The sequence below is a fragment of the Elusimicrobiota bacterium genome (assembly GCA_041658405.1).
Classification (GTDB): domain Bacteria; phylum Elusimicrobiota; class UBA5214; order JBBAAG01; family JBBAAG01; genus JBBAAG01.
In genome coordinates this window covers 1-22,310 of the sequence record JBBAAG010000050.1, presented here as the reverse complement: position 1 = coordinate 22,310, position 22,310 = coordinate 1, and the positions used below count along the sequence as shown (strand labels likewise).

The following is a 22,310-nucleotide window of genomic DNA, read 5'->3' as shown; positions in this document are numbered from 1 at the left end:
ATGGGCGCGAGGTACTATGACTCATTTGTGGGACGCTTTATTTCCCGTGATCCAGTAACTGACATGAGCGATTCTGTTTCTTTCAACAAGTACGTATACTGCCGTAATAACCCGTTAAACTTGATAGACCCGAAGGGGTTGCAAGCGGAAGAAATAGAAGAAATAATGAATAGTTGGACTATGTGGGAAGAACTCGGGTTAACAGAAGAAGGCTTGGCGATGATAAATTGGCTGGAAGAACTGGCGGTAGTGAACGAAATAATAGACGAATCTACGAACATAGACTGGGAAGCTAAAGCGCAGATAGAAAAAGATGAACTATTGAGGCAACAACAAACCGGTGCAGAACCTACACAAGAGACAGGAGGGGTGACTGTTAGTAATCAGATGTTGGCAGACATAGTTCAAGACGATTGCAGCAGAAAAAATGAGTGCAAAGCTACTGGGGATGAATGTATAGGCATGAAATTATTGCAGGGCGGATTCTTTAATACCGGTAAGAAGAAAGAAGATACAAAACCACCTACAGTATCTGTAAGAGTAAATGCAGGAGGGTCGGTTAATATGTTTGGGATTTCAGTACTCGCATACACTTCTGTTGGTGCTAATTCAAAGGGTCAGGCAGAACTTAAATCCAACACAGGTATAGGGGTAGTAAGTGGTACTAAATTATCACTGGGGGGTTCGGTTACGGTTTCTTTTGGGCAACCAGCAGAAATGAATTCCGGAATCACAGAGTCATATTCATTAAATGGTTCAGTTATTACACCAGGGGGAACGGTTACCACTCCGTTATCAAATCCACTAAGTGGATTTAGTGTTACATCACCTACGGTAGGAATTAATATAGCTCCGGCACCAGCAGAAGTGAAAGTATCAGTTGTTAACGTGAGAACAACATCCATAGGAGTTAGTTTATTTAATAAATAATATGACTATTCGACAAAAAATCATAGCTATAAAAATAATTGGATTTATATGTAATGCAATACTAATGATTGTTTTGGCTATTCTTTCTAAAGGAAATACAATATTAACATTTATAGGATTAGCATTATTAAATTTCATATTACTGTATTATATAGGTAAGAATTTTAGATGTCCTAAATGTCATAATAAATTAATAGAATTTTCCTCGGATCCAGACATTACTCCCAAAACATGTGAACATTGTGGTCATTCTTTTGAATAGTTAAGGAGAGAAATATGAATAAATGGAAAATCGTTGCATTGGTTAGCATATTAATAAATGTTATTGTTTTGTCATCAATAGCATTGCCACAAATTCAGCAATATTATAGAACATTAAAAGCAATAAATATTCTTGATCAGTATTATACAATGATTCAACAAAAACAATATTTGTCCATAAACAACATGATAAGCAACCGATTTCCTGAACCTGATAAATTTTTGAAAACAGCAGAAATAGTTAATAACAAATTGGGAGGGTTAGTGAATTACAAAGTCGCATTAGTGCTTTATTTTTCTAAAAGTAATAAAGAATTTGACGAATATTATGAAGTCAAATGTGATGTACAGTACAAAAATTCTGCTGGTGTTGAATATTTTACTTTTGATAAGGACTGGAAAATATTAGGAGTTAGTATAACATCCCCAGGACTCGTGGACACAATAAAATAACATTTCAAGTTAATCAATATGATGTCCACAGATGGGACGGCGTTGAGTTAGTTCACTTAACGGGAATATGAATATGTTTAGCACAATATCACAAAACACTTTGAACCGCCTGACAAGCGTTTCCACAAAGTTTTTGTCAACCAACCAAACGTATAACCTGTCGCATACCTACGACGCAGTGGGTAACCGTAAGACAGTAACCTATCCCGATAACAAGGTTACGGAGTTTTGGTATGACGAACTTAACCGACTGGACTATCTAACGGACGAGGATGCGGGAACGTTAAGTTTTGATTACTACAAAACTGGTACACGCAAGAAAATAACGTTCCCTAACGGTATAGAAACGTCGTATACCTACAACGCTAACAATTGGGTAGAAAATATAGACAGTAACCTTTCCGGGATGCCGTACTTCCATTACGGGTACAACCTTGCGGGGATGAAAACCGGACTGCGGGACAAAAGTTTTCCGTATCCTTGGGAAGAAATGATAATAAGCAACCTGCTTGACAACCAACCAAGAATACGTTAGAATATATATGAATACTAAAGAATATGCAAGGAGGGATTATATATGCCTAAAGTAATAACCATCCGTTTAGCGGACAAAGAATACGAAGCAATCTCTACCGCCGCGGAAGCCGAACACCGGCCGATCTCGAATTTTATCACCGCCCGGGTGTTAGAAGACATTGAAGCGTCCTGCAACGTAGACTCTATAGAGATGGCGCAGATAAAGTCTGACAAAAAGTTAATGGGAAAACTTAAATCCGGCCATTTGGACGCGAAGAAACAAAACGGGAAGTTCGTTGGATAACTATCGGATATTCGAGACCACACAGTTCATAGATGATCTGGGCCAAGACTTTAGCGGGCAGCAGGACCGTATTAAACGGAAACTCCGCGCGTACGTCTATCCCCAGCTTAAACAAAACCCGTATTTCGGGAAGAACATCAAGAAACTTACGAACTACACACCGGAAACCTGGCGGTACAGGATAGGCGACAACCGGTTTTTTTATGAAATAGACAATGGTAAGAAGATAGTATTCATGATTGCCGCTGACAGCCGTCAAGGCGCGTATTAAAAAGGAGACCCCATTTACCAGTTCAGCGCGAACGGCAAGCTAGTCACCATTTCTGTTACTCATCATAACTGTGTGTCAATGATTGCTGGCCTTCCAACGCGGTTTTTACGCGTTCATAATTCTTGCGCAGAGTTTCAGTTTCTTTTGATTTAAAATCTATGTCTTCAAATACCTGGTAAATAACCGCGCCGTCTACAGTCTTAGGGATAGGTAAGTTCATTGAATAACAGATCGTAGGGACTACGTCCACCAGCCATACGTTACGGTCAAGGACCGCGCCTTTTTTTATGCCCGGGCCGTTGATTATAAACAATCCTTTCATCGAGCCCATGCCATAATCACCTGTGGTTAGTTGTCGGCCGTGTTCACCTGAAACCCATGCGTGTACACCGTAAACTATATCCCCGATTCTGTCACCGTAAAGGCCGAGTATCCGCGCGTCTTCTTTTTTCCAGGCGAAGGCGATTGGCTTCTTCCCGTTATGTTTGTCAGTATAGTCGTATAACAGATTTATTATTTGTTCCCGTACTTTTTCGTATTCTTCACCAGGTTCAACAATGCCATCCGGGTCACGGCTTTTTAGATTGACATATACATAAACTGACCTTTGGGAGATCGCTTTTGTTTTGGTCCAGTCAACTTCTTTCTTACCGGTTAGTTCGTTTGTTTTATAGGCTGTTAACCCTGCTTTGGTTAATAACGGTTGGATACTGAAGTTTTTGAACTCCGGGGACATACGGTCTTCCGTGGGTACCGCGCCATGGTCCGAGACTATGATCTTTAGTGTGTCCTCACCCGCAGCGGTAAAGATTTTGCCTACCATTTTGTCTAAACTGTCATAAAATATGTCTTCAACTTTCTGGCAGGTTTCTAAGTCTGTTTTACTCTTGACAGGGTCGTTGTGGTGAAACAAAAAGTGGTATGTGTGGTCAGGGATATGCGCGTGTAACGCAAAAAGTGTCCATTCATTGTTTGTCATTAAGTACTGCGCTGCTTCCGCGAACCATGTGTTCTCAAGTTCCGCACGTTCAAGGTATGTCTGGGTATCAATCCATCCGAGGTTGACACTGTCTTCCATAGCGCGTAAGGGTAAGCCGTTGAGGGGTTCAAGTTTTTGCGCGATATCATCAGGGAATGACCATCCGCCGTAATGTACTGGTTGGGAGACGTAAAGGTTTAACTTACTTGCGTCAGAGGATAGTTCTATGAGTTTACACATGAAGAACGCTTTTTTCTTACCTTCTTCTGTTTCAAATATGTCACTGACTTTGTTGCTCCACTCGCCTTGTTTAAGGGTTAAAAATATGTCGTTACCGTCCTGTGATTTTGATAATGATACTTTGTTATACCCGTTACCGTCAGTGTCCTGTACCAGCACATAGTAAGTTACCGGGGTTACTTTGATCCTGGTTTTACGCGCACCGTACTTAAATTTTGCGGATAAGCTTCGTTTTGCAGGGGGTAGGTTTTTCCAGGTATGCCCTGTGTCTTCCAAGCTCACGACATCAGCAAAAGGTAGTTCTTCTGTAGTGATACACTGATCATCTGAGAGTAGATGTAGGTAGTCCCAGATACCAAGGTATTTACCGGATTTATCATGGCGCCAGTCGTTGATGTGTAATCCAAACCCGCCTAATTGAACACCTTTTTTCATCCTAGGAGGCCATGTTGTGGGATAGTTGATGACTATAGATTTTTTGTCAGCGCGTTCCCATGCTTCCCATATATACTCAGCCTGGCAGTCCTGTGAGTTAAACGCTTCGTATGTATTATTGGAATCAAGGCCTGTCCCGGGTTTGTGTATATGGAAACACGTAATCCCGTGTGTACCCGGCCATGCGCCAGTAACGATTGTTGTCCAGTTAGGCGGGGTTATCGTTGGGTGAGGAACCAGGCAGTTATCTGCCCAAACACCGGTTTGTATTAACTTAGCTATGTTTGGCATCTTGCCTTCTTTAACACAGCGTTTAATGGATTTCACGATTGGCGCGTCAAAGCCTATGATCACAACTTTTTTGGGTGATACCTGCATAAATTCTTCCCTCCATAAATGTATTATTGTTTACAGAATTATAGTATATTATCAAAAAAATGCGGTGTTTTAATGGTATAATATTTTTTTTAATATATTGTTTAATAGGATTATTTTTTAAGAAAAAGGGGAGGGTAAGGTAATTTTATGAAAAGGAGTTTCGGTATTATGGTAATGACAAGCGTGTTGTTGTTGAACTTATCGTTTCTCGGGTTATCATCTTTCGCAGGTGCTGCGGAGAATACCGCTGAACAGGAAGATGCACAGCCCGCGGCAATTGATACCGGTGACGAAAATGATGGGGAAGGAAAAAAACCTAAGATTGAGTTTACGTGGTTGCCGTTCCCTGATAATTCTAAGTTCAAAGTTCTTGGGTTGTACTGGTTTGAAGAAAATAATCCTAAATTCTGGAGGATGCCGGTAAGTAAGTTTGAGTCATTGCCAAAAGGTGTGAAACGGCAGGCAACGAAACCTTCCGGCGGGCGGATATTTATTAAGACTAACTCCACAAAACTTGCGTTACGCGTGGTACCTCATAATAAAGGTAATCTTAAGGGTATGTGTGTGTATATAAATGGTAAGTATCTACGTCACGTTATTGCTGAAGAACCCGGGGTTACGACTGATCTTGTGTTATTCACTGAACTGGATAATAAGGAAAAAGAGGTTACTGTTTACCTTCCTTATCACCAGGAAATTATTGTGAGAGCCGTAGGAGCGGATAAAGACGCGAAGTTTAGTGCACCGGAACCTAAGTTCGCAAATAAACTGCCGATAGTGTTCTATGGTTCGTCCGTATGCCAGTCAAGCGGTGCAGGGAAAGTCGGGATGTCGTATGAAGCGCAGATATGCCGGGCGTTAAACCTTGATTTTGTTAATCTCGGGTTTGGCGGGGCGGGTAAGGCTGAACCTGAGGTTGTGAAACTCGTGAGTTCAATCCCCGCGTGTTGTTATGTATTTGACCTCGGGAAGTCGTATGGTATGCAGGATATGGTTAAGTTTAAGGTTATGCTGGAAACTGTGAGAAAAGAACATCCGGCAGTGCCTATTATCGTAGGAACACCGATTACTTCTACCCGTGAAGTATGGAGTGATGATTATTCTAAGAAGTCTATACATACACGTACTGTTATGAAACAGGCAGTTGAGGCTGTTATCAAAGACGGGATGAAGGATGTTTATATCCTCAACGGGGAGGACCTTCTTGGGTTCAACGAACATGACGGGTTGTCACGGGATGGTGTGCATCCGTCCGACCACGGGTTTTATTTGATTGCAACACGGATGCTGCCTGTGATAAAAAAAGCGTTGGGAATGTAAGTAACTGTTTTATATAATATTTTCTTGAGAGTAATTTATTATTATTGAAAGGGAGGAAGTTGTACAAATGCCAAAACAAGTGCCGCAGAGCGCGGTGGAAAAACTCGCTAATCTTAACAAAGAACAGGAAATATGGTTTGATTCATCACCGTTGATTCTTGATAAATGGATTGACAGTGTGGTGGAAAAAGCGCCGGAAGATAAACGTGAAACTTTACGTGCACAGCTCGGCCGGTTTTATGTTAAGTCAAAACCTGAAGATAGTGTGCTGGTGGGGATAACCACGAACCCGCCGTTATCGCTTGATGTGATAAAACAACTTTTGCCGGAATGGGAAAAAGAAGCGAAAGAGATTGCGGAAAAACACAGGAATCTTTCTGATAAAGAACTTTTCTGGCGGTTATACCAAAGAATCGTGCTCCGCGGAGCTAAGATGTTCGAGCCAATCTTTAAGCATACACATTATAAACGCGGATACCTCAGCGGGCAGGTGGACCCGCGGATACTCGCGGATACCGCGGAGATGCTCAGACAGGGTATTAGTTTTAACCAGCAAATGCGGAATGTTATGATCAAAATGCCGGGGACTAAGCAGGGAATCTACGGGATTATGCTGCTTACCGCCCTGGGGATACCGACAAACGCAACGTTAACGTTTACCCTAAGCCAGTTGATTGCCGTAGCGGAGGCTGTAAAACAAGGATTAGCGCTTGCACGGGCTAATGGTGTTGATCTTTCACAATGGAAGTCTGTGGTTACTCATATGCTCGGACGGTATGAGGATAATCCTGAGTTCGATATACAGGCAAAGGCTGTGGGTGTGGAAATATCTGAGACTGACCGCCGGTGGGCTGGGCTTGCGATATTTAAGAAAGCGTATAAGATTTATAAGGAACGTCATTATGAGAGTAAACTCCTGGCTGCGTCAATGCGTATCGGGCCGGTGATCAACGGTAAAAAACGTGTGTGGCACGTAGAAAAAATCGCGGGTGGTGATATTGTTTTAACAATATTCCCAAATATTTTTGAAGCATGGCTTGAGAATTATGAAGGTGAAGATATTAAGTCGTATATTGACGAGCCCGTACCCCAGGATGTTGTTAATAAACTTCTGAAGGTGCCGTATTTCCGTGAAGCGTACGAGGAAGGCGCACAGAAGCCCGAAGATTTTATTAACCACCCGGCAGTTATCGCTACAGGTAGCGCGTTCGCAAAGACTGCGGATGACCTCGAGGATTTTATTGTAAAGAAAAAAAAGTAGGGTTGTTTATTGAAAGGAAAAGTTAAGTTATGAAAAAACCGAGTAAAAACTATTTTCAGCTTGGTATCATTCATCCAATGGCGTATCCTGAGACTGGTAAGGGTGAAGGGCCGGTAGTTGAAACTTTTACCGCTATAGCTAAGGATGAGTTTTTTGATGCTATCGAATTCCGCAGGCATGATCATAACCCTGCGATACGTGAACAGTTAAAGAAGATCGTGGTGGAAAGCGGGATCACACCGGTTATCGCCGGGCAGCCGCCGTTGTTAGGCGCAAAGCTTAACCTTAATGCGTTAGATGAACCCGCAAGGGTGGCAGCTGTTGCTGATGTAAAAAAGTCTGTGGATGAAGCCTATTATATGGGTGCGCGGATACTCGCGATACTCAGCGGGCCAATGCCGGCGTCTCCCGAAGAAGTTGTTAAAGCAAAGGATGCGTTGGTTAAGTCGGTAGTTGAAATCTGTAATTACGCGAAGGAAAAGAAGACGGGGTATGTTCTAACGGTTTCACTTGAAACGTTTGATTTTGATATAGACAAAAAATGCCTTATTGGCCCGACAGTGGAAGCTGTGGAGTTCGCGAAGATTGTAAGGAAGATGGTAGATAATTTTGGGCTTACCCTCGACCTTAGTCATTTACCGTTACTCCGTGAAACTTCAAAGCATGCGTTAAAAACAGCGAAGGATTATCTTGTGCACGTGCATATAGGTAATTGTATTATGAAAGATACAAAGCAGGTAGGGTATGGTGACCAGCATCCGAGATTCGGGATTTCGGGTGGGGAAAACGGGGTGAATGAACTCTACGAATTCCTTAAACAACTTAAGGATATCGGGTATTTTGATAAACGCCCGGCGGGGATGTTGCCGATTATCAGTTTTGAGGTTAAACCGTTGGCGGGTGAGTCCAGTGAGTTAGTTATAGCCAATGCGAAACGCGCGTTATTAGCCGCATGGGATTTTAAGAGTAAACACGAAGATGACGAAAATAAGAAGCATAAAGATAAGAAGAAACATAAGCACTGAAAAACCGGGAGTTAAATTAAAGTTGTAAAGTAGGGAATAATGAAATATAGCGTGTTCACAGTAATGATGCCAACGTTTACGTTGGAACAAGTGGTTGAACAGTTGGCAGTTAACGGGTATGACGGGGTGGAGTGGAGAATACATCCTGATAACCATATCCGGCCGTATGAGGTTACGCAAAAAGCTAAGTCCGTAGCGCAGATGTGCCACGAAAAAAAGGTTGAGATTTGCGCGTTAGCGACTTACTTCAAATGCAGCCAGGTTGAGGAATTGAAGCCTATTTTTGAAGCAGCAGCTGTGATGAATTGTCCTCAGGTAAGGGTTGGTACCCCGGCGTATGACCGTAAGGATAATTATAATGCGGTATTCAAAAATACGGTGGATAGCCTGCAGAAAATTGAGGGTATCGCAGCGGATTATAATATTAAGGCAAATATTGAGATTCATATGGGGCTTATTGTTCCAAGTGCGTCAGCTGCGTATCGGTTAGTATCGTATTTCAACCCAAGGCATATTGGCGTGATTTATGATCCCGGTAATATGATGAGGGAAGGGTATGAAAACTGGAAGATGGGTATGGAAATCCTGGGATTATACCTCGCGCATGTGCATGTAAAAAATTCGTGGTGGCAAAAAGTTGAGGGTAAATGGAAACCATCCTGGGCGCCGTTAAAGGAAGGTATGGTTGACTGGAACGTAGTTATGGCGGACCTTAAGTCCGTAGGGTATGATAAGTATTTGTCATTTGAAGATTTTGCTGACCAGCCTGTTGAACAAAAGGTGGTGGAGGATATTAAGTACTTAAAGGAAATTGAGGGGAGAATTTAGTAAATGTTTATTCTATCAGCGTTTGGGGATGAGATTGCACCGGAACTTAATGAACAGTTGGACCTTCTTGAGAGTGAAGGGATTAAGTATCTTGACCTCCGCGGGGTATGGGGTAAGAATGTTAAGTTACTCAACGACGAGGATTGTGAGAAAATAAAGAAGATACTTGATACCCGCGGGTTTAAGCTTTCAACTATAGGATCACCCGTAGGGAAAATTAAGATTACTGATGATTTTGAACCGGAAATAAAAGTTCTTGAACGTATGATACATCTTGCGAAATTTTTTGGAACTAAGTATATCCGCGTGTTTTCGTTTTATGTGCCAAAAACTGAAGCACCGGATAATTATCGCGAAGAAGTTATGCGCAGGATGAAGGTTATGGCTGCGCTTGCGGAAAAACACGGTGTTATGCTTGAACTTGAGAACGAGGGTGAGCTATATGGCGAGAAACCGTTGTACGTTATGGATGTCGTTAAGACAGTTAACTCGCCGAACCTTAAGGTTTTGTTTGATGCTGCAAATTATGTTATTGCCGGGGTGAAACCGCATACCGGTGCGTTTCCTATAGTAAAAGATCAGCTTGATATGTTCCATATTAAGGACGCAACAAAGACTGAACCCTGGATCATTAACCTCGCAGGTGAAGGGCAGGGGCAGATACCTGATACTTTAGCTGTGTATAAAAATGCTAAACGCGACTACTTCCTTGTGCTTGAACCGCATCTCGGGAAAGCAGAGAAAATGAGCGGGTTCTCAGGGCCGGAAAAGTTTAGGCTCGCAATTAAGGCGCTTAAGAATATCCTTGATAATATGGGGGCTAAGTATTGAAATCTAACGATAACCGCGGTTTTAACGGAAGCCAAGATGAACGACAGAAGATGGAACGGCGGAGGTTCCACAGAGTGCCGGTGTTGCGTGACCTCGCTGAACTCGTGGATCTTAGGCTCCCGGAGTTACATGGTAATACGCAGATACCCGGGATACTGGTGAACCTTAGCGGCGGAGGGATGGGGATTATAACGTTTGTACCTGTTCCTCTGGAAACTGAGATTAAGCTTGTGCTGGATATACCTTCGGTGTTTGATAAAATCAGGATTGAAGGTACGGTTGTGCGTTCAATTGAAAAACAAGGGTCGTTCCTTATAGGTGTTAAGTTTACTAAAGTGCCGGATAAAGCTGTGAAAATGATGAAGCATATGGGAGAGGATTATATGGATTGCGAGACAAAGCTTTCATTTGGGGTGACTGACGTATGTTTACGGGCTTGTAGTTACCATCCTTTATGCACAAAAAAGGTTAAGATCTAAACAAACAATCCGCGGGGAAGCGTTGCTCATGCCAAAAATTCGTGTACTCGATAATGATACTATAAACAAAATTGCAGCGGGTGAAGTTGTTGAACGCCCGGCAAGTGTGGTAAAAGAACTTATCGAGAACGCAGTTGATGCTAAGTCTAAGGATATTACCGTAAAATTTGTTAACTCCGGGAAAAAAAGTGTTGTGGTTGAGGATAACGGTACCGGCATGGACCGTGATGATGCAATACTTTCACTAAAACGGCATGCTACCAGTAAAATCAGTTCTGCAGGTGATCTTTTTAGTATTCATTCATTAGGGTTCCGCGGGGAAGCGTTACCGTCAATTGCGGCGGTATCTCATCTCAGTATAACCACACGGGTGGGTAGTAATGACGCTGGATGGTATGTTGAAGTAGATAACGGTAATATAGTTTCTGCACATGAAACCGGTACTGCTGTTGGAACACGGGTTGAGGTACGGGATTTATTTAAGAATATCCCGGCAAGATTAAAATTTATGAAGTCAGACTTCACTGAACGCGGGCATATTATTAATGCGGTAACTGAACTAGCGCTGGCGTATCCGGAAACCGGGTTTAAGCTTTATGACGGTAAGGATGAAGTGCTTAACTGCGCGCCGGTAAAGGGTATGGCTCAGCGTATCGCGGATATCATCGGGATAAGGGTTATGGATGAACTGTTTTACCTGCAACTCAAACAAAATGGCGGGTATAGTTTATCCGGGTATTTATCAAAACCGTCATTTGTCCGGCGTGCAAAGCCGTACCAGTACCTGTTCATTAATTCAAGGGTGGTACGGTCAAGGATGGTTACCCAGGCGGTATATGATGCGTATCGTAAAACGTTGGAGATTAATGAACACCCTGTATTTTTGTTGTATCTTAATGCTGACCCTTCCTGTGTTGATGTGAATGTGCATCCTGCTAAACGCGAGGTTAAGTTTAAGGATGAACGCGAAGTTTATGAGTTTGTATTCTCTGAAGTATCGCGTAGCCTGGCAAATCCTAAGACTGTAATTGCAGAATTTCATGCGGAGAATATCAGTAGCGGAGAAAAAAACGGTAGTAGTATAGGTGAAGAAGATGCTGTACGCGTAACTCAGCCGGAGGTAAGTGTGCAGGAAGAGTTTATTAAACAAACTTTTATTGCTGCTGATTTGCTTAAATGGGACATAACGCCGTTAGGGCAGGTGGGGAAGTTGTTTATCATCGCGGAGTATGACGGCGGGGTGATGATTATTGACCAGCATGCTGCGGAGGAACGCGTGAAGTATGAAAGGTTTATGGCTGATTATAATAGTAAACAAATTGCGGTACAGCAGTTGTTAACTCCTATAGTGTTTGAGTTTACGGTATATCAGGCGGGAGTGGTTGAAGAGTTTAACAATATCTTTGCGGCGTTAGGGTTTGATGTTGAACCTTTCGGGGGGAAGAGTTATGTCCTTAAATCCTTACCCGCGATCCTGGATGACGGGTTCGGGCAAAAGTCGTTTTTGGAAGTACTTGATACCCTGAGTGATTCCGGGCTTCAACAGCAGTCTGCAGGCGAGGCTAAGGTCAGTAAGGTTTATGACAAAATTATTCGTTCCGCATGCCGTGCATCTGTTAAAGCTCATGATCATATGTCGTTACAGGAAATGAGGAAGCTCGTGGCTGACCTTAAACACTGCAAGATGCCGTATGTATGCGCGCATGGGCGCCCGACCTTGGTTACGTTGTCGTATAAAGAACTTGAACAAAAGTTTGTACGTAAAAAGTGAGTTCTTAAATCAAAAACTTATCTTCAAACACAGTAGTTTATCTTACAGGCCCTACGGCAAGCGGGAAGACTGATATTGGCTTAGCGCTTGCTAAGGTTATGGGTGATGTTGAAATTATTAATGCGGATTCACGGCAGGTTTATAAGTATTTCAGTATTGTTACTGCCAAGCCTGATGGAGAATGGGTTAAGTGTAAGGAGTATCCCGAAAAACAGTTTGTCTCCGGGGGGGTTGTTCATCATCTCATGGATTTTCTCGCACCGGATAAGTTTTATAGTGCCGGGCAGTTTTATGAGGATGCCTGCGGGATAATCGCTGAGTTACACAAAAAAAATGTAGTACCGGTTATCGTCGGTGGGACTGGGCTATACATACGCTCATTAATCGCGGGCTTAGCGGAGATACCAAAAGTAGATACAGCAGTACGGGCGAGGTTGTATGAACGTTTAGAGCATGAGGGGTTGGATAAGCTTGTGGAGGAGCTTTCAGGGATTGATCCCGGGGTAGTGCTTAACAGCAGGGTTGAGATACGGAATCCACGGCGTGTCATCCGCGCGTTGGAAGTTTATCACGGTACAGGTTTGACATTAACCGCATGGCATAAACGCACTGTCGCGCCTAAGTTTAATAATATCGTATTCGGTATTGAATGGCCCCGTGAGGAATTGTATAAACGTATTAATACACGGGTTAAACGTATGTGGGATAACGGTGCGTTGGAGGAAGTTAAGGGCGTTATTAAACTCGGGTACGATACAAAAACGCCGGGGTTTGAGGGGTTGGGGGTTAATCATATTGTGCAGTACCTTCGTAATTGTATACGTGAAGACCAGGTTGTTTCTTTATGGAAACGCGATACTCGCAGGTATGCTAAACGCCAGTTAACCTGGTTTAAACGCGAGCCAAATATTAGATGGATTAAAATGTCGGAACAAAAAAGTGGTGTTATGGTTGCGGTGGAAGAAATTATTAATTTGATTAGGGGTACAGAAAAAGTATGAGCAGGCGAAGGAATAGGCAGCGGATGGTTATACTTTATTTAGCGTGTATTATTGTTGCGTGCTGCGCTCTTTATAGTAATACTTTCAAAAATAGTTTTATTTATGATGATACCGATTTTTTTTCGGAGAATTATTCTGTACGTAATATAGCAAATGCTTATAAATTATTCACACCGGAATGGAAAACGTTTAGTAACGAGCCCAGGTATAGGCCGGTATCCGTTCTTCCTTTGTTTGTGTACTACAATTTATTTGAGACTAATCAGGTATACACCCGCGCTGTTAATCTTGTATTTCATATTTGTGCTGCGGGATTAGTATTTTTTGTTTTTCTGAATCTTGAGGTTACGCCGGTAGTAGCGTTTTTTACGGCGTTATTGTTCGCTATTCATCCTGTTAATACCGAGGTGAATAATATTATTACGTTTAATGATGATGTTATCGCCGGGATATTGATTATGGCCTCATTATTGGTCCTGCTCAATGGCAGGAAAGCTGTTAAAAGTTTTGTTATGACGGTAAGTATTTCGTTATTGTTTATCATCGCATTCTTCGCTAAGGAATCAGCAATAGTATTACCGCTGTTATTGTTTGTAGTTGAGTTTTTTTGGTATGAAAAAAAGGTTAAGAGTTATACGCTGTATATAACATTAAGCATTATTGCTGTTGTTCTGTTAATACTTAAATTCACGGTATTACGGCATCCCTATGAAAATTCGGTAGTTCCGTTCCCGTCAAATGTATTGGAAAGCATATACATTACCGCGGGTTCACTAAAGGAGTTGTTGTTTACTGTCTTAAATCCTTTTGCTGATTTATCATTGGCTCATACGCTGCCGGTAGTGGGTAATACATGGATGGCGGGTATTATTATCGCGGTAGGTGCCGGGATTCTCGGGTTATTGTGGTATTCTTATACTAACCACCGTAAGATTCTGGGATGGGTATTGTTTTCATTGATTGCATTTATCCCTGCATTATACGCAATACTGCTTACCAGGATGGTGAGTGAGAGGTTTATGTATGTCTCCGGAGTTGGTATATGTTTTCTCATAGTGTATTTTACTGATCAGCTTGTTAATTATTTCAGTAAGAATGGTGTATACAGAAGTATTGTTTTAGCGTTAATTTGTGTTGTATTCACTGCACGGGCGTATACGCGTAATATGGAGTACGGGGTAATACCATCGAGGTTTTGGGAAATAGAAGCAGTGAAAGCTTCAAAATCCAGTATGCCGCACTGCCAGTTAGCTGAGTTTTATCTCAAAAAAAATGATTACCCTAAAGTTGTTGAATACTTAAAAAAAGCTGCGGAGATTACACCGGGGGCGGTGGATGTTTATGTTATCCTGGCACATACAAAAATCTTGACTGGTGATAACAGGGATTTGGCGTATATACTTGATTGTATTCAACGCGATATGCCGGTTAACGCTAAGGCTTACTACCTCCGGGGGTTGGCGTATGAAAAATCAGGGAATTCGGATAAGGCAGTAGTTGAGTATGAACACGCGTTGAAGTATCGTAGTTCGTACCACCTTCCGTTATACGCGCTTGGAAGGATTTATAAATCGCGTAGAGACGTGGTTTCTGCAAGGAAGGTTTATGATAGAATATTAGCATTGGATCCTGTAAATATTGATGCGGGGGAGATTATAAAGTAATAATTTTATGGAATACGTAATTCTTGTAGGTATACAATTACCTAAACAGACAGAACATACGGTGACTGAATCGTTGAATGAACTTGAACGCCTGGCGTATACTGCCGGAGGGAAGGTTGTGGGTACAGTCCTGCAGAAACGGCAGGTGCCGGATTCCGCGTTTTATGTTGGTAAAGGTAAAACCAGTGAGATCGCAGAGATGGTTGAGAGCCTTAAGGTTGACTGCGTAATATTTGATGACGAGCTTACTCCCGCGCAGCAGCGTAACCTTGAACGCGTGATTGACAGAAAGATAGTTGACCGGACCAGGTTGATCCTCGATATCTTTGCGCAGCGCGCGCGTACCCGTGAAGGCTTTCTGCAAGTGGAACTCGCGCAGTTGAGTTATATGAGCTCACGGTTGGCTGGGATGGGGAAACAGTTCTCTCAACAGCTTGGCGGGATTGGTGTACGCGGGCCGGGGGAACAAAAGATTGAGGTTGATCGTTATACTATACGTAAACGCATAGCGTTCCTCAACCGTGAGATCGACGAGATATCACGACAGCGTGATGTCCAGCGGCAGTCAAGGTTCGCAGTTCCTCTCCCGGTAGTTGCTTTGGTAGGGTATACTAACGCAGGGAAGTCTACTTTGCTTAATGCCCTGACCAAGAAAAAGGATAAGGATGTCTATACGGATGACCTTCTTTTTGCAACCCTGGATCCTACCACGCGAAGGGTTGTTATGCCGAATAAAAGAGTAGTTTTGTTTACTGATACCGTAGGATTTATTAATAAACTTCCTCATCAGTTGGTTGCCGCGTTCCGTGCAACACTTGAAGAGGTTAAACAGGCAACTATGATTGTGCATGTGGTTGATATCACTAACCCGGAGTTTAAGCACCAGCAAAAAGTTGTTAATGATGTATTAAAGGATATCGGTGTACAGGATAAACCGTTGATCACGGTGTATAACAAAATCGACGGTATGCCACGTGGGCAACAGAAAAATATTGGTACACAACAGAATGGGATGCTGTCAATTTCCGCAAAAAAAGGGTTGGGGTTAAGTGTTTTATTTGATAAAATATCTTCTATGCTTGATGGACAACTTGAATATGTGACTGTGAATGTGCCATACAAGAGTATTAATTTGCTTAATGAAATCAGAAAAAGCGGGTACCTTGAGTATTTGGAGTACCGCGAGGATTGTGTTGTTGCAAAGGTGCGGGTTGATAAAAAGGTTGTTGAACAACTGAAACAGTTTGTACAGGAGTAATAAAAATCAGCGTGTTTACTATTCCAAATGCAGTCACTGTTACACGTATATTGGTTACACCGGTGTTTTGGTATCTTCTATGGTCAAAAAGTGCGGTGGTTGACGGGACACTGACGGGATTGTACTTATTGCTTGCATTAGGCGATGCTGTAGATGGTATACTCGCGCGAGTGCTTAACCAAAAAAGCGCGGTAGGGTCGGTACTTGATCCTATAGCGGATAAGTTGTTGATTGTACCGACATACTTCATCTTTGCGGTATTCGCAAAATTACCGATTTGGCTGGCTTTGATTGTTGTATTACGCGATATGCTTATTGTCATAGGATGGATTGTGCTTTACAGTAAGACAAAGAATCTTCAGACATCACCGTTGATTTCCGGGAAACTGTCCATCATTTTTGAAATGTTGTTATTAGCGTTATTATTACTGAAATTTCCGGGTAGCGTTGTTCAGGTTGTAATAGTGCTGACTGTATTAATGATTGTGTTGTCATTCACTGAATATGTTTTCAGGGCAGTAAAAAATATCGGGGAATTAAGAAAAGGAGTTGTATCGTAAACTTATGGTATTTTTTTGGTTGGCCGTTTCTGTAGTGATAGGATATTTATCCGGGGCAATACCGTTTGGCGTGATTATCAGCAAGTACTTTTTTAAAGTAGATATCCGTAAACACGGGTCGGGTAATATCGGTGCGGCTAATGTTTACCGCATAATCGGGCCAAAGGCAGGGATCAGCGTATTTATCTGCGACGCTATAAAAGGCGCGGTGCCGGTATTATTAGCATCGTTGATTTCAAAGGGTAATTCCGCTGTTATGTTGTCGTCCGGGGTAATGGCAATCGTTGGGCATATGTACAGCCCGTTTATAGGTTTTCGTGGCGGGAAAGGCGTTGCTACCGGCGCTGGTGTGTTCCTTGCACTGGTACCCATACCGACACTGATTGCGCTGGCAGTATTTATAGTGACCGTTGCTGTATCAAAATATATTTCGTTGGGTTCTATCGTTGCAGCGGTGAGTTTACCCGTGATTGTTGCTATAGTAAATTATAGCTGGATGATAACGTTTTTTTCTGTTATTGCTGGGATTCTTGTAGTTTATAAACATGAGAGTAATATTAAACGTATTGTCACGGGTAAGGAAAATAAGTTTATGTTTAAACCCCGTGAAGCTGTTGAGGATAATAAATGAATAAGTCTGATTTGATCAACAAACTCGCGGATGTTGTCAGTACCAAACACGAAGCGGAACAGGTGATTGAACTTATGGTGTCAACCATAAAACAAACGTTATCCGAGAATCAACGGGTTGTTATCTCCGGGTTTGGAAGTTTTAATGTTTTAGTGAGAAAAGCAAAACGCGCAAGGAATCCGAAGACCGGGAAGATAATGACTATTATGCCGCATAAAACTGTGAAGTTTAAGCCAGCAAAAGAGTTGATTAAGGATATTACAAAACAGCAACGGGAGGGTGAATTATGGTAGATCCGAAAGATAATCTTCTCATTCCTGATAAAAACTATTTTTTTATACGTGAAGTCGCTGAAATTGTCGGAGTAAAAGCTCATACACTGCGTTACTGGGAAGATCAGTTTAAGCAATTACGCCCGGCACGGAGAGAAAGCAATCAGAGGAAGTATACAAAAAAAGATATTTATCTGATAAATGAAATAAAGGATATGCTGCATAATCAGGGGTTCACCACAGAAGGCGTAAGAATTGCCCTGGCAAAAAAGCATAGGGAAACCAGGCAGGGGCAGTTGCCGCTTCAAACTAATACGCCGGCAATGGAATTGTTGCAGGAAACACGGAAAGTGTTAGAAGAAATTCTTGATGCCCTGAAGTAGGCGTTTTTTTGAATGTATTTGCTTTTATTTGAATAAATGGTATATAATAAAGTTTTGTGCGTGTAATACGTTCATTGACAATAATTATGGTTAAATTTGTTGTTGGAAAATGCACCTAAATACGTGATCGGGGCGTAGCGCAGTTGGCTAGCGCGCATGGTTCGGGACCATGAGGCCGGTGGTTCGAGTCCACTCGCCCCGATATTGTTCGTTCTTATTATCGTTATTTATCATCACGGGGCGTAGCGCAGTTTGGTCCAGCGCACTCGCTTGGGGTGCGAGAGGTCGGTGGTTCGAATCCACTCGCCCCGATTTTATTATGATTTGATTGGAATTTTTAAGTCATGCTTCATCTAAAGAAAGTGTTTTGTATATTATTTTTGTGTACGCTGATTTCTACAGTCTCAGCAGCAACTAACGATACAAAAGATATACGGCATTATTTTCTTAATTCACAGAATTTACGGGGCGGGACCGGGCAGATATCAAACCCTTCAGCACGGGTGATGCAGTCCTCTAAATTATCATTTGCCGCACATAAACTTGAATCAGTTGTAACTTACGGAGTCTGGCCCGGGCTGGAAACCGGCTTTACCATTGATTTTAGTACACTGACCAAGGTTGACTGGGTACGCTGGGATTCAGTAAGCCAGAAGCTGAAAGCTATTACATTAAATATTAAGTATCAGTTGCTGACTGAACGGACATTTGCGTTTGATGTTGCTATAGGTGTGCGGGGACGTGAGTCATACATCGTGGCGAGTAAGTTGTTCAACAATATTGATTCGTCTGTAGGGTTTCAGTTTTGTCAGCAAGATGGTAATATTAGGTTACTACCTATGATTTCAGTAGCGGCAATAACAGGGTATTCAATGTTTATGGCGGATTATGACGGGTTAAGTAATAAAATGGATCTCGGGTGGAGGTTTTTGTTGTCCCCTAAGATTAAGTTTGATGTTTTGTTGGTTGATATCGGGCATGTCACTGATTTATTGTTTGGCAACCTGTTTTTTGGTGTTTCGTTATTAGTATAAAAAAAAGTATAAACGCTGAAGATGGAGATGAGTATTTATGACAATAGATTTTAATTCTATTGGCGAATATCTGTCGTACACAAAGAAACTGGGGCGTCTTACCCCGGAAGAGCTTAAGAAACTGTGGAGATTAAGTAAAAAAGGTGACTTCCAGGCACGGCAAAAACTTATTGAACTTAACCTGCGGCTGGTGATACCTATTGCTCAGAGGTATCAAAACCAGGGGCTCGATTTTTGGGATCTTGTGGAGGATGGTAATACAGGGTTGATACGCGCTGTGGAGATGTTTAACCCGCGCAGAGGAATACAGTTTTCTACTTATGCGACGTACTGGGTGGAACAAGCTATTAAACGCAGTGTACAAATTCATGGCCCGACGATACGCGTAGCGAGTTCGTTGTGGAAGAAATTGCAAAAGTGTATGCATGAGATTGAAGATATCCAGAAGAAGTCAGGGTATGACCCTACAACAAAGGAGCTTGCAAAAAAACTTAGGATGTCCGTTGATAAAGTAAAGAAATTGCTTCAAATGACTGCGTTGACTGCAGGGACAACGTCGCTTGATACCACAATTGATGATGAGAAAAAAATTTCGTTAGCTGACATTATTTCTGAAAGCCCGGAATTTTCACCTGAAAAAATTATTTCTATAATGCAGGTACATGAAGAAGTTATGGCGGTTATCAAAACAGCGTTGACTCCTAAAGAACAGATTGTAGTTAAAATGCGGTACGGCCTTGATGGAAATGAACCGAAGACACTGGAAGAAATCAGTAAGGTTCTGCATCTTACACGTGAACGTATACGCCAGATTGAACTTAAAGCTTTGCGTAAACTTAGGAAAAAAAGAGATTTAGAATAGAAAGGGTTGTTTTATGGATTTAAAGAAGTATATCCGCGATATTCCTGATTTCCCAAAGAAGGGTATTATCTTTAAGGATATCACGCCGTTATTACAAAACCCGGCATCTTTCCGTGCGACTATCCGCGGGTTTGCAAAACGGTACCGTAACCAAAGAATTAAAAAAGTTGTTAGCATGGATGCCAGGGGGTTTATATTCGGTAGTGCGTTAGCGGTGGAGCTAAACGCCGGGTTTGTGCCGGTACGGAAAAAAGGTAAGCTTCCATGGAAAACTATTGCCGCTACGTACGAACTTGAGTACGGAACAGATACCCTTGAGATTCACAAAGATGCTGTCCTTCCCGGGGAAAGAGTGTTAATACTTGACGACTTGCTTGCAACCGGCGGGACTGCAAAAGCTGTAGTGGATTTAGTAAAAAAACTTAAAGGAATAGTTGTGGAGATTGCCTGCGTAATTGAGTTAACGTTTTTAAACGGGAAGAAGAAGGTTAAAGGGACAAAGGTATATTCTTTGATACAATACTAAAAGGGATGCCCCCGTGGCTCAATTGGATAGAGCAGGACCTTCCTAAGGTCAAGGTTGTCCGTTCGACTCGGACCGGGGGCGATGATTAAGTAATAAGATGATCGGACAAAAGAAATTTTAATGGCTGGTATATTTTACGATTTTCATACACATACGTTTTTTTCTGATGGAGATTTATCCCCAAGTGAACTTGTATATCGCGGGAAAGTTGCGGGTTATCGCGCTATTGCCTTAACTGACCATTGTGATTTATCAAATATTGATTTTGTGGTGAAAAGGATGTGTGTAGTATCCAAAGTGTTGTCAAAAGAATACGGGATTACCGTTATCCCCGGTGCGGAACTTACATATGTACCACCGAGGATTATCCCTGAAACCATAATGTATGCGAGGCGTCTTGGCGCGAAGATTGTCGTAGTTCACGGTGAAACTACGGTAGAGCCTGTTCCTCCGGGGACGAATTATGCGGCAGTTAAAGGTAAAGCCGATATCCTTGCTCATCCCGGGAAGCTGGAAGCAGAAGTTGCGCGAATTGCCGCAAAAAACGGCGTATTGCTTGAGCTTACCACCAGGCGGGGGCATAAGTTAACAAACTTAAGGGTTGCACAGACTGCAAAAAAATGTAATGCAAAACTTGTTATCAATACTGATACGCATACGCCGGAAAATATTATGGATACTGTAAAGTTTAAAAAACTTGTAAAACAAGCAGGGTTAACCCTGGGTGAAATTGATAAAATCAGGAGTAATAGTATCGAATTGATTAGAAAGAAAGGGTATACTGAAAAATGGTAAGGCGTTGGGTAAGAGAAGAGAATAAACGGGATATTATTGTTGAAACAACAAAAAAAGTGCTGGACTGGTACGACGGGAATAAACAGACCGCAATGGCAGTAGCGGGAATAACTCTCGTTGTGGTAGTCGTTGCGTTGTTGTTCATTTATAATATTAACCAGTCAAACAAAAATGTTGAGGACCGTATTTCGCAACTGCACGGGTTGTTGTATTCAGGTAATTATTCGCAGGCGTTAATGCTGTGCGATGATACACTAAAAAGTTATTCCACAACTAATGCCGCGAAAAGTGTTTACGTTTACAAAGCTATTGCGTTGTATAATTCTCAGCAGTATAAAGAAGCTGCGGTGGCGTACCGCGAATTTATTAACCGCAAAGGACAGAAGGTTGTTATACCGATCGCTATGCTTAACGAAGCAGTAGCGACGGAAGCACAGGGGGATTATGTAAAAGCTGTTGAGTTGTATGATAATGTCATCAAAGCGTATCCTGATCATTACATCGCGCCATCGGCGTTATGGAACCTTGCACGGTGTTATATGATTGCTAACCGTGGGGATGAGGCTGTCAAAACGTATGAACGTATAATTACGCGGTATCCGAATACTTACTGGAAACAAAAAGCTGAAGAAAAAATTGTGATGTTAAAAACCGGAAATAAGTAATGCACAGAAATAACTGGCAGAGTTTATATTCAATATTATTATTAACCCTATCCCTGGGTTTATTAAGCATTGCAGGCTTATCAGCCGGGAATATCAGGCTGGGTGAAGAAGTACGGTTACGGGGGGTTTATATTATTAACCCGGATTTTGATACTGCAGTATTGGATGATGTTGAGTATACATCCCAGCGGGTACGCGGTTATCTGGAAAGCGAAATCGTGGGTAACCTTACAATCCGCGTGCAGCTACAGTCATTAAGTGTCTGGGGTAGTACACAGCCTATGAGTATAAGTTTTGTGTATCCTCATACAAACTCGCAGGTATGGGTGGAACACGCTTATTTTGAATGGAAAGATTTTTTTAATATCTGGAACCTG

The 22,310-nt window shown here is 42.1% G+C and carries 26 protein-coding genes and 3 tRNA genes; 28 read left to right on the top strand and 1 reads right to left on the bottom strand.

Annotated features, from left to right (window positions below; genetic code table 11):
* The 5 genes from WC955_09005 to WC955_08985 form a co-directional block, all read left to right on the top strand.
* A partial coding sequence (locus tag WC955_09005) for an RHS repeat-associated core domain-containing protein (GenBank protein MFA5859191.1) occupies positions 1 to 930 on the top strand: 930 nt, incomplete at its 5' end.
* A 276-nt stretch (positions 931 to 1,206) separates the two neighbouring features.
* Positions 1,207 to 1,644, top strand: a complete 438-nt coding sequence (locus WC955_09000) for a hypothetical protein (GenBank protein ID MFA5859190.1) — start codon at positions 1,207 to 1,209, stop codon at positions 1,642 to 1,644.
* Positions 1,645 to 1,717: 73 nt separating this feature from the next.
* Positions 1,718 to 2,179, top strand: coding sequence for a hypothetical protein (locus tag WC955_08995; protein ID MFA5859189.1), 462 nt, complete (start codon positions 1,718 to 1,720; stop codon positions 2,177 to 2,179).
* A gap of 42 nt (positions 2,180 to 2,221) precedes the next feature.
* Positions 2,222 to 2,464: a DUF6290 family protein gene (locus WC955_08990; protein MFA5859188.1), complete on the top strand. Its 243-nt coding sequence runs from the start codon at positions 2,222 to 2,224 to the stop codon at positions 2,462 to 2,464.
* Complete coding sequence (locus tag WC955_08985) at positions 2,457 to 2,735, top strand: type II toxin-antitoxin system RelE/ParE family toxin (GenBank protein MFA5859187.1); 279 nt, start codon at positions 2,457 to 2,459, stop codon at positions 2,733 to 2,735. The genes WC955_08990 and WC955_08985 overlap by 8 nt, the downstream gene beginning before the upstream one ends.
* Before the next feature lie 55 nt (positions 2,736 to 2,790).
* Here the strand turns inward: WC955_08985 and WC955_08980 are convergent, their stop codons facing one another.
* Positions 2,791 to 4,767 (bottom strand): alkaline phosphatase family protein, encoded by a 1,977-nt coding sequence (locus WC955_08980; protein ID MFA5859186.1) that lies wholly within the window; start codon positions 4,765 to 4,767, stop codon positions 2,791 to 2,793.
* Positions 4,768 to 4,935: 168 nt separating this feature from the next.
* Between WC955_08980 and WC955_08975 the strand changes: the two genes are divergently transcribed.
* The 23 genes from WC955_08975 to WC955_08865 form a co-directional block, all read left to right on the top strand.
* The gene (locus tag WC955_08975) at positions 4,936 to 6,087 is read left to right on the top strand and encodes an SGNH/GDSL hydrolase family protein (GenBank protein ID MFA5859185.1); all 1,152 of its coding nucleotides are present in this window, start codon (positions 4,936 to 4,938) and stop codon (positions 6,085 to 6,087) included.
* Positions 6,088 to 6,154: 67 nt separating this feature from the next.
* Positions 6,155 to 7,348, top strand: a complete 1,194-nt coding sequence (locus WC955_08970) for a transaldolase family protein (protein ID MFA5859184.1) — start codon at positions 6,155 to 6,157, stop codon at positions 7,346 to 7,348.
* Between the two features lie 29 nt (positions 7,349 to 7,377).
* A complete protein-coding gene (locus tag WC955_08965; protein MFA5859183.1) occupies positions 7,378 to 8,373 on the top strand; it encodes a sugar phosphate isomerase/epimerase family protein in 996 nt (331 codons plus the stop codon).
* Positions 8,374 to 8,412: 39 nt separating this feature from the next.
* Positions 8,413 to 9,201 (top strand): sugar phosphate isomerase/epimerase family protein, encoded by a 789-nt coding sequence (locus tag WC955_08960; GenBank protein MFA5859182.1) that lies wholly within the window; start codon positions 8,413 to 8,415, stop codon positions 9,199 to 9,201.
* Between the two features lie 3 nt (positions 9,202 to 9,204).
* Complete coding sequence (locus tag WC955_08955) at positions 9,205 to 10,032, top strand: sugar phosphate isomerase/epimerase (protein MFA5859181.1); 828 nt, start codon at positions 9,205 to 9,207, stop codon at positions 10,030 to 10,032.
* Complete coding sequence (locus WC955_08950; GenBank protein MFA5859180.1) at positions 10,029 to 10,511, top strand: PilZ domain-containing protein; 483 nt, start codon at positions 10,029 to 10,031, stop codon at positions 10,509 to 10,511. The genes WC955_08955 and WC955_08950 overlap by 4 nt, the downstream gene beginning before the upstream one ends.
* Before the next feature lie 28 nt (positions 10,512 to 10,539).
* A complete protein-coding gene (gene mutL, locus WC955_08945) occupies positions 10,540 to 12,282 on the top strand; it encodes a DNA mismatch repair endonuclease MutL (protein ID MFA5859179.1) in 1,743 nt (580 codons plus the stop codon).
* 8 nt (positions 12,283 to 12,290) lie between these two features.
* Positions 12,291 to 13,283: a tRNA (adenosine(37)-N6)-dimethylallyltransferase MiaA gene (gene miaA / locus WC955_08940; GenBank protein MFA5859178.1), complete on the top strand. Its 993-nt coding sequence runs from the start codon at positions 12,291 to 12,293 to the stop codon at positions 13,281 to 13,283.
* Positions 13,284 to 13,306: 23 nt separating this feature from the next.
* Entirely contained in the window at positions 13,307 to 14,947 is a 1,641-nt protein-coding gene (locus WC955_08935) for a hypothetical protein (GenBank protein MFA5859177.1), read from the top strand.
* Between the two features lie 7 nt (positions 14,948 to 14,954).
* Entirely contained in the window at positions 14,955 to 16,205 is a 1,251-nt protein-coding gene (gene hflX, locus WC955_08930; GenBank protein MFA5859176.1) for a GTPase HflX, read from the top strand.
* Between the two features lie 11 nt (positions 16,206 to 16,216).
* Positions 16,217 to 16,765 carry a CDP-alcohol phosphatidyltransferase family protein gene (locus WC955_08925; protein ID MFA5859175.1) on the top strand — a complete coding sequence of 183 codons (549 nt, stop codon included), beginning with the start codon at positions 16,217 to 16,219 and terminating at the stop codon, positions 16,763 to 16,765.
* Positions 16,766 to 16,769: 4 nt separating this feature from the next.
* Positions 16,770 to 17,396 (top strand): glycerol-3-phosphate 1-O-acyltransferase PlsY, encoded by a 627-nt coding sequence (gene plsY, locus WC955_08920; protein MFA5859174.1) that lies wholly within the window; start codon positions 16,770 to 16,772, stop codon positions 17,394 to 17,396.
* Complete coding sequence (locus WC955_08915; protein ID MFA5859173.1) at positions 17,393 to 17,689, top strand: HU family DNA-binding protein; 297 nt, start codon at positions 17,393 to 17,395, stop codon at positions 17,687 to 17,689. The genes plsY and WC955_08915 overlap by 4 nt, the downstream gene beginning before the upstream one ends.
* Entirely contained in the window at positions 17,683 to 18,051 is a 369-nt protein-coding gene (locus tag WC955_08910) for a MerR family transcriptional regulator (protein ID MFA5859172.1), read from the top strand. Before WC955_08915 ends, WC955_08910 begins: the two co-directional genes overlap by 7 nt.
* 128 nt (positions 18,052 to 18,179) lie before the next feature.
* Positions 18,180 to 18,253 (top strand) — tRNA-Pro (locus WC955_08905).
* Positions 18,254 to 18,287: 34 nt separating this feature from the next.
* Positions 18,288 to 18,363, top strand: a tRNA-Pro gene (locus WC955_08900).
* A gap of 32 nt (positions 18,364 to 18,395) precedes the next feature.
* A complete protein-coding gene (locus WC955_08895; protein MFA5859171.1) occupies positions 18,396 to 19,085 on the top strand; it encodes a YjbH domain-containing protein in 690 nt (229 codons plus the stop codon).
* A 37-nt stretch (positions 19,086 to 19,122) separates the two neighbouring features.
* On the top strand, positions 19,123 to 19,947 hold the full coding sequence (locus WC955_08890) for an RNA polymerase sigma factor RpoD/SigA (protein MFA5859170.1): 825 nt from the start codon (positions 19,123 to 19,125) through the stop codon (positions 19,945 to 19,947).
* A 13-nt stretch (positions 19,948 to 19,960) separates the two neighbouring features.
* The gene (locus tag WC955_08885) at positions 19,961 to 20,473 is read left to right on the top strand and encodes an adenine phosphoribosyltransferase (GenBank protein MFA5859169.1); all 513 of its coding nucleotides are present in this window, start codon (positions 19,961 to 19,963) and stop codon (positions 20,471 to 20,473) included.
* 7 nt (positions 20,474 to 20,480) lie between these two features.
* Positions 20,481 to 20,554 (top strand) — tRNA-Arg (locus WC955_08880).
* A gap of 39 nt (positions 20,555 to 20,593) precedes the next feature.
* Positions 20,594 to 21,268, top strand: a complete 675-nt coding sequence (locus tag WC955_08875) for a histidinol phosphate phosphatase domain-containing protein (GenBank protein ID MFA5859168.1) — start codon at positions 20,594 to 20,596, stop codon at positions 21,266 to 21,268.
* A complete protein-coding gene (locus WC955_08870) occupies positions 21,262 to 21,933 on the top strand; it encodes a tetratricopeptide repeat protein (GenBank protein ID MFA5859167.1) in 672 nt (223 codons plus the stop codon). Before WC955_08875 ends, WC955_08870 begins: the two co-directional genes overlap by 7 nt.
* Positions 21,933 to 22,310: hypothetical protein (locus tag WC955_08865; protein ID MFA5859166.1), on the top strand; the 378-nt coding region annotated here is incomplete at its 3' end. The genes WC955_08870 and WC955_08865, both read left to right, overlap by 1 nt.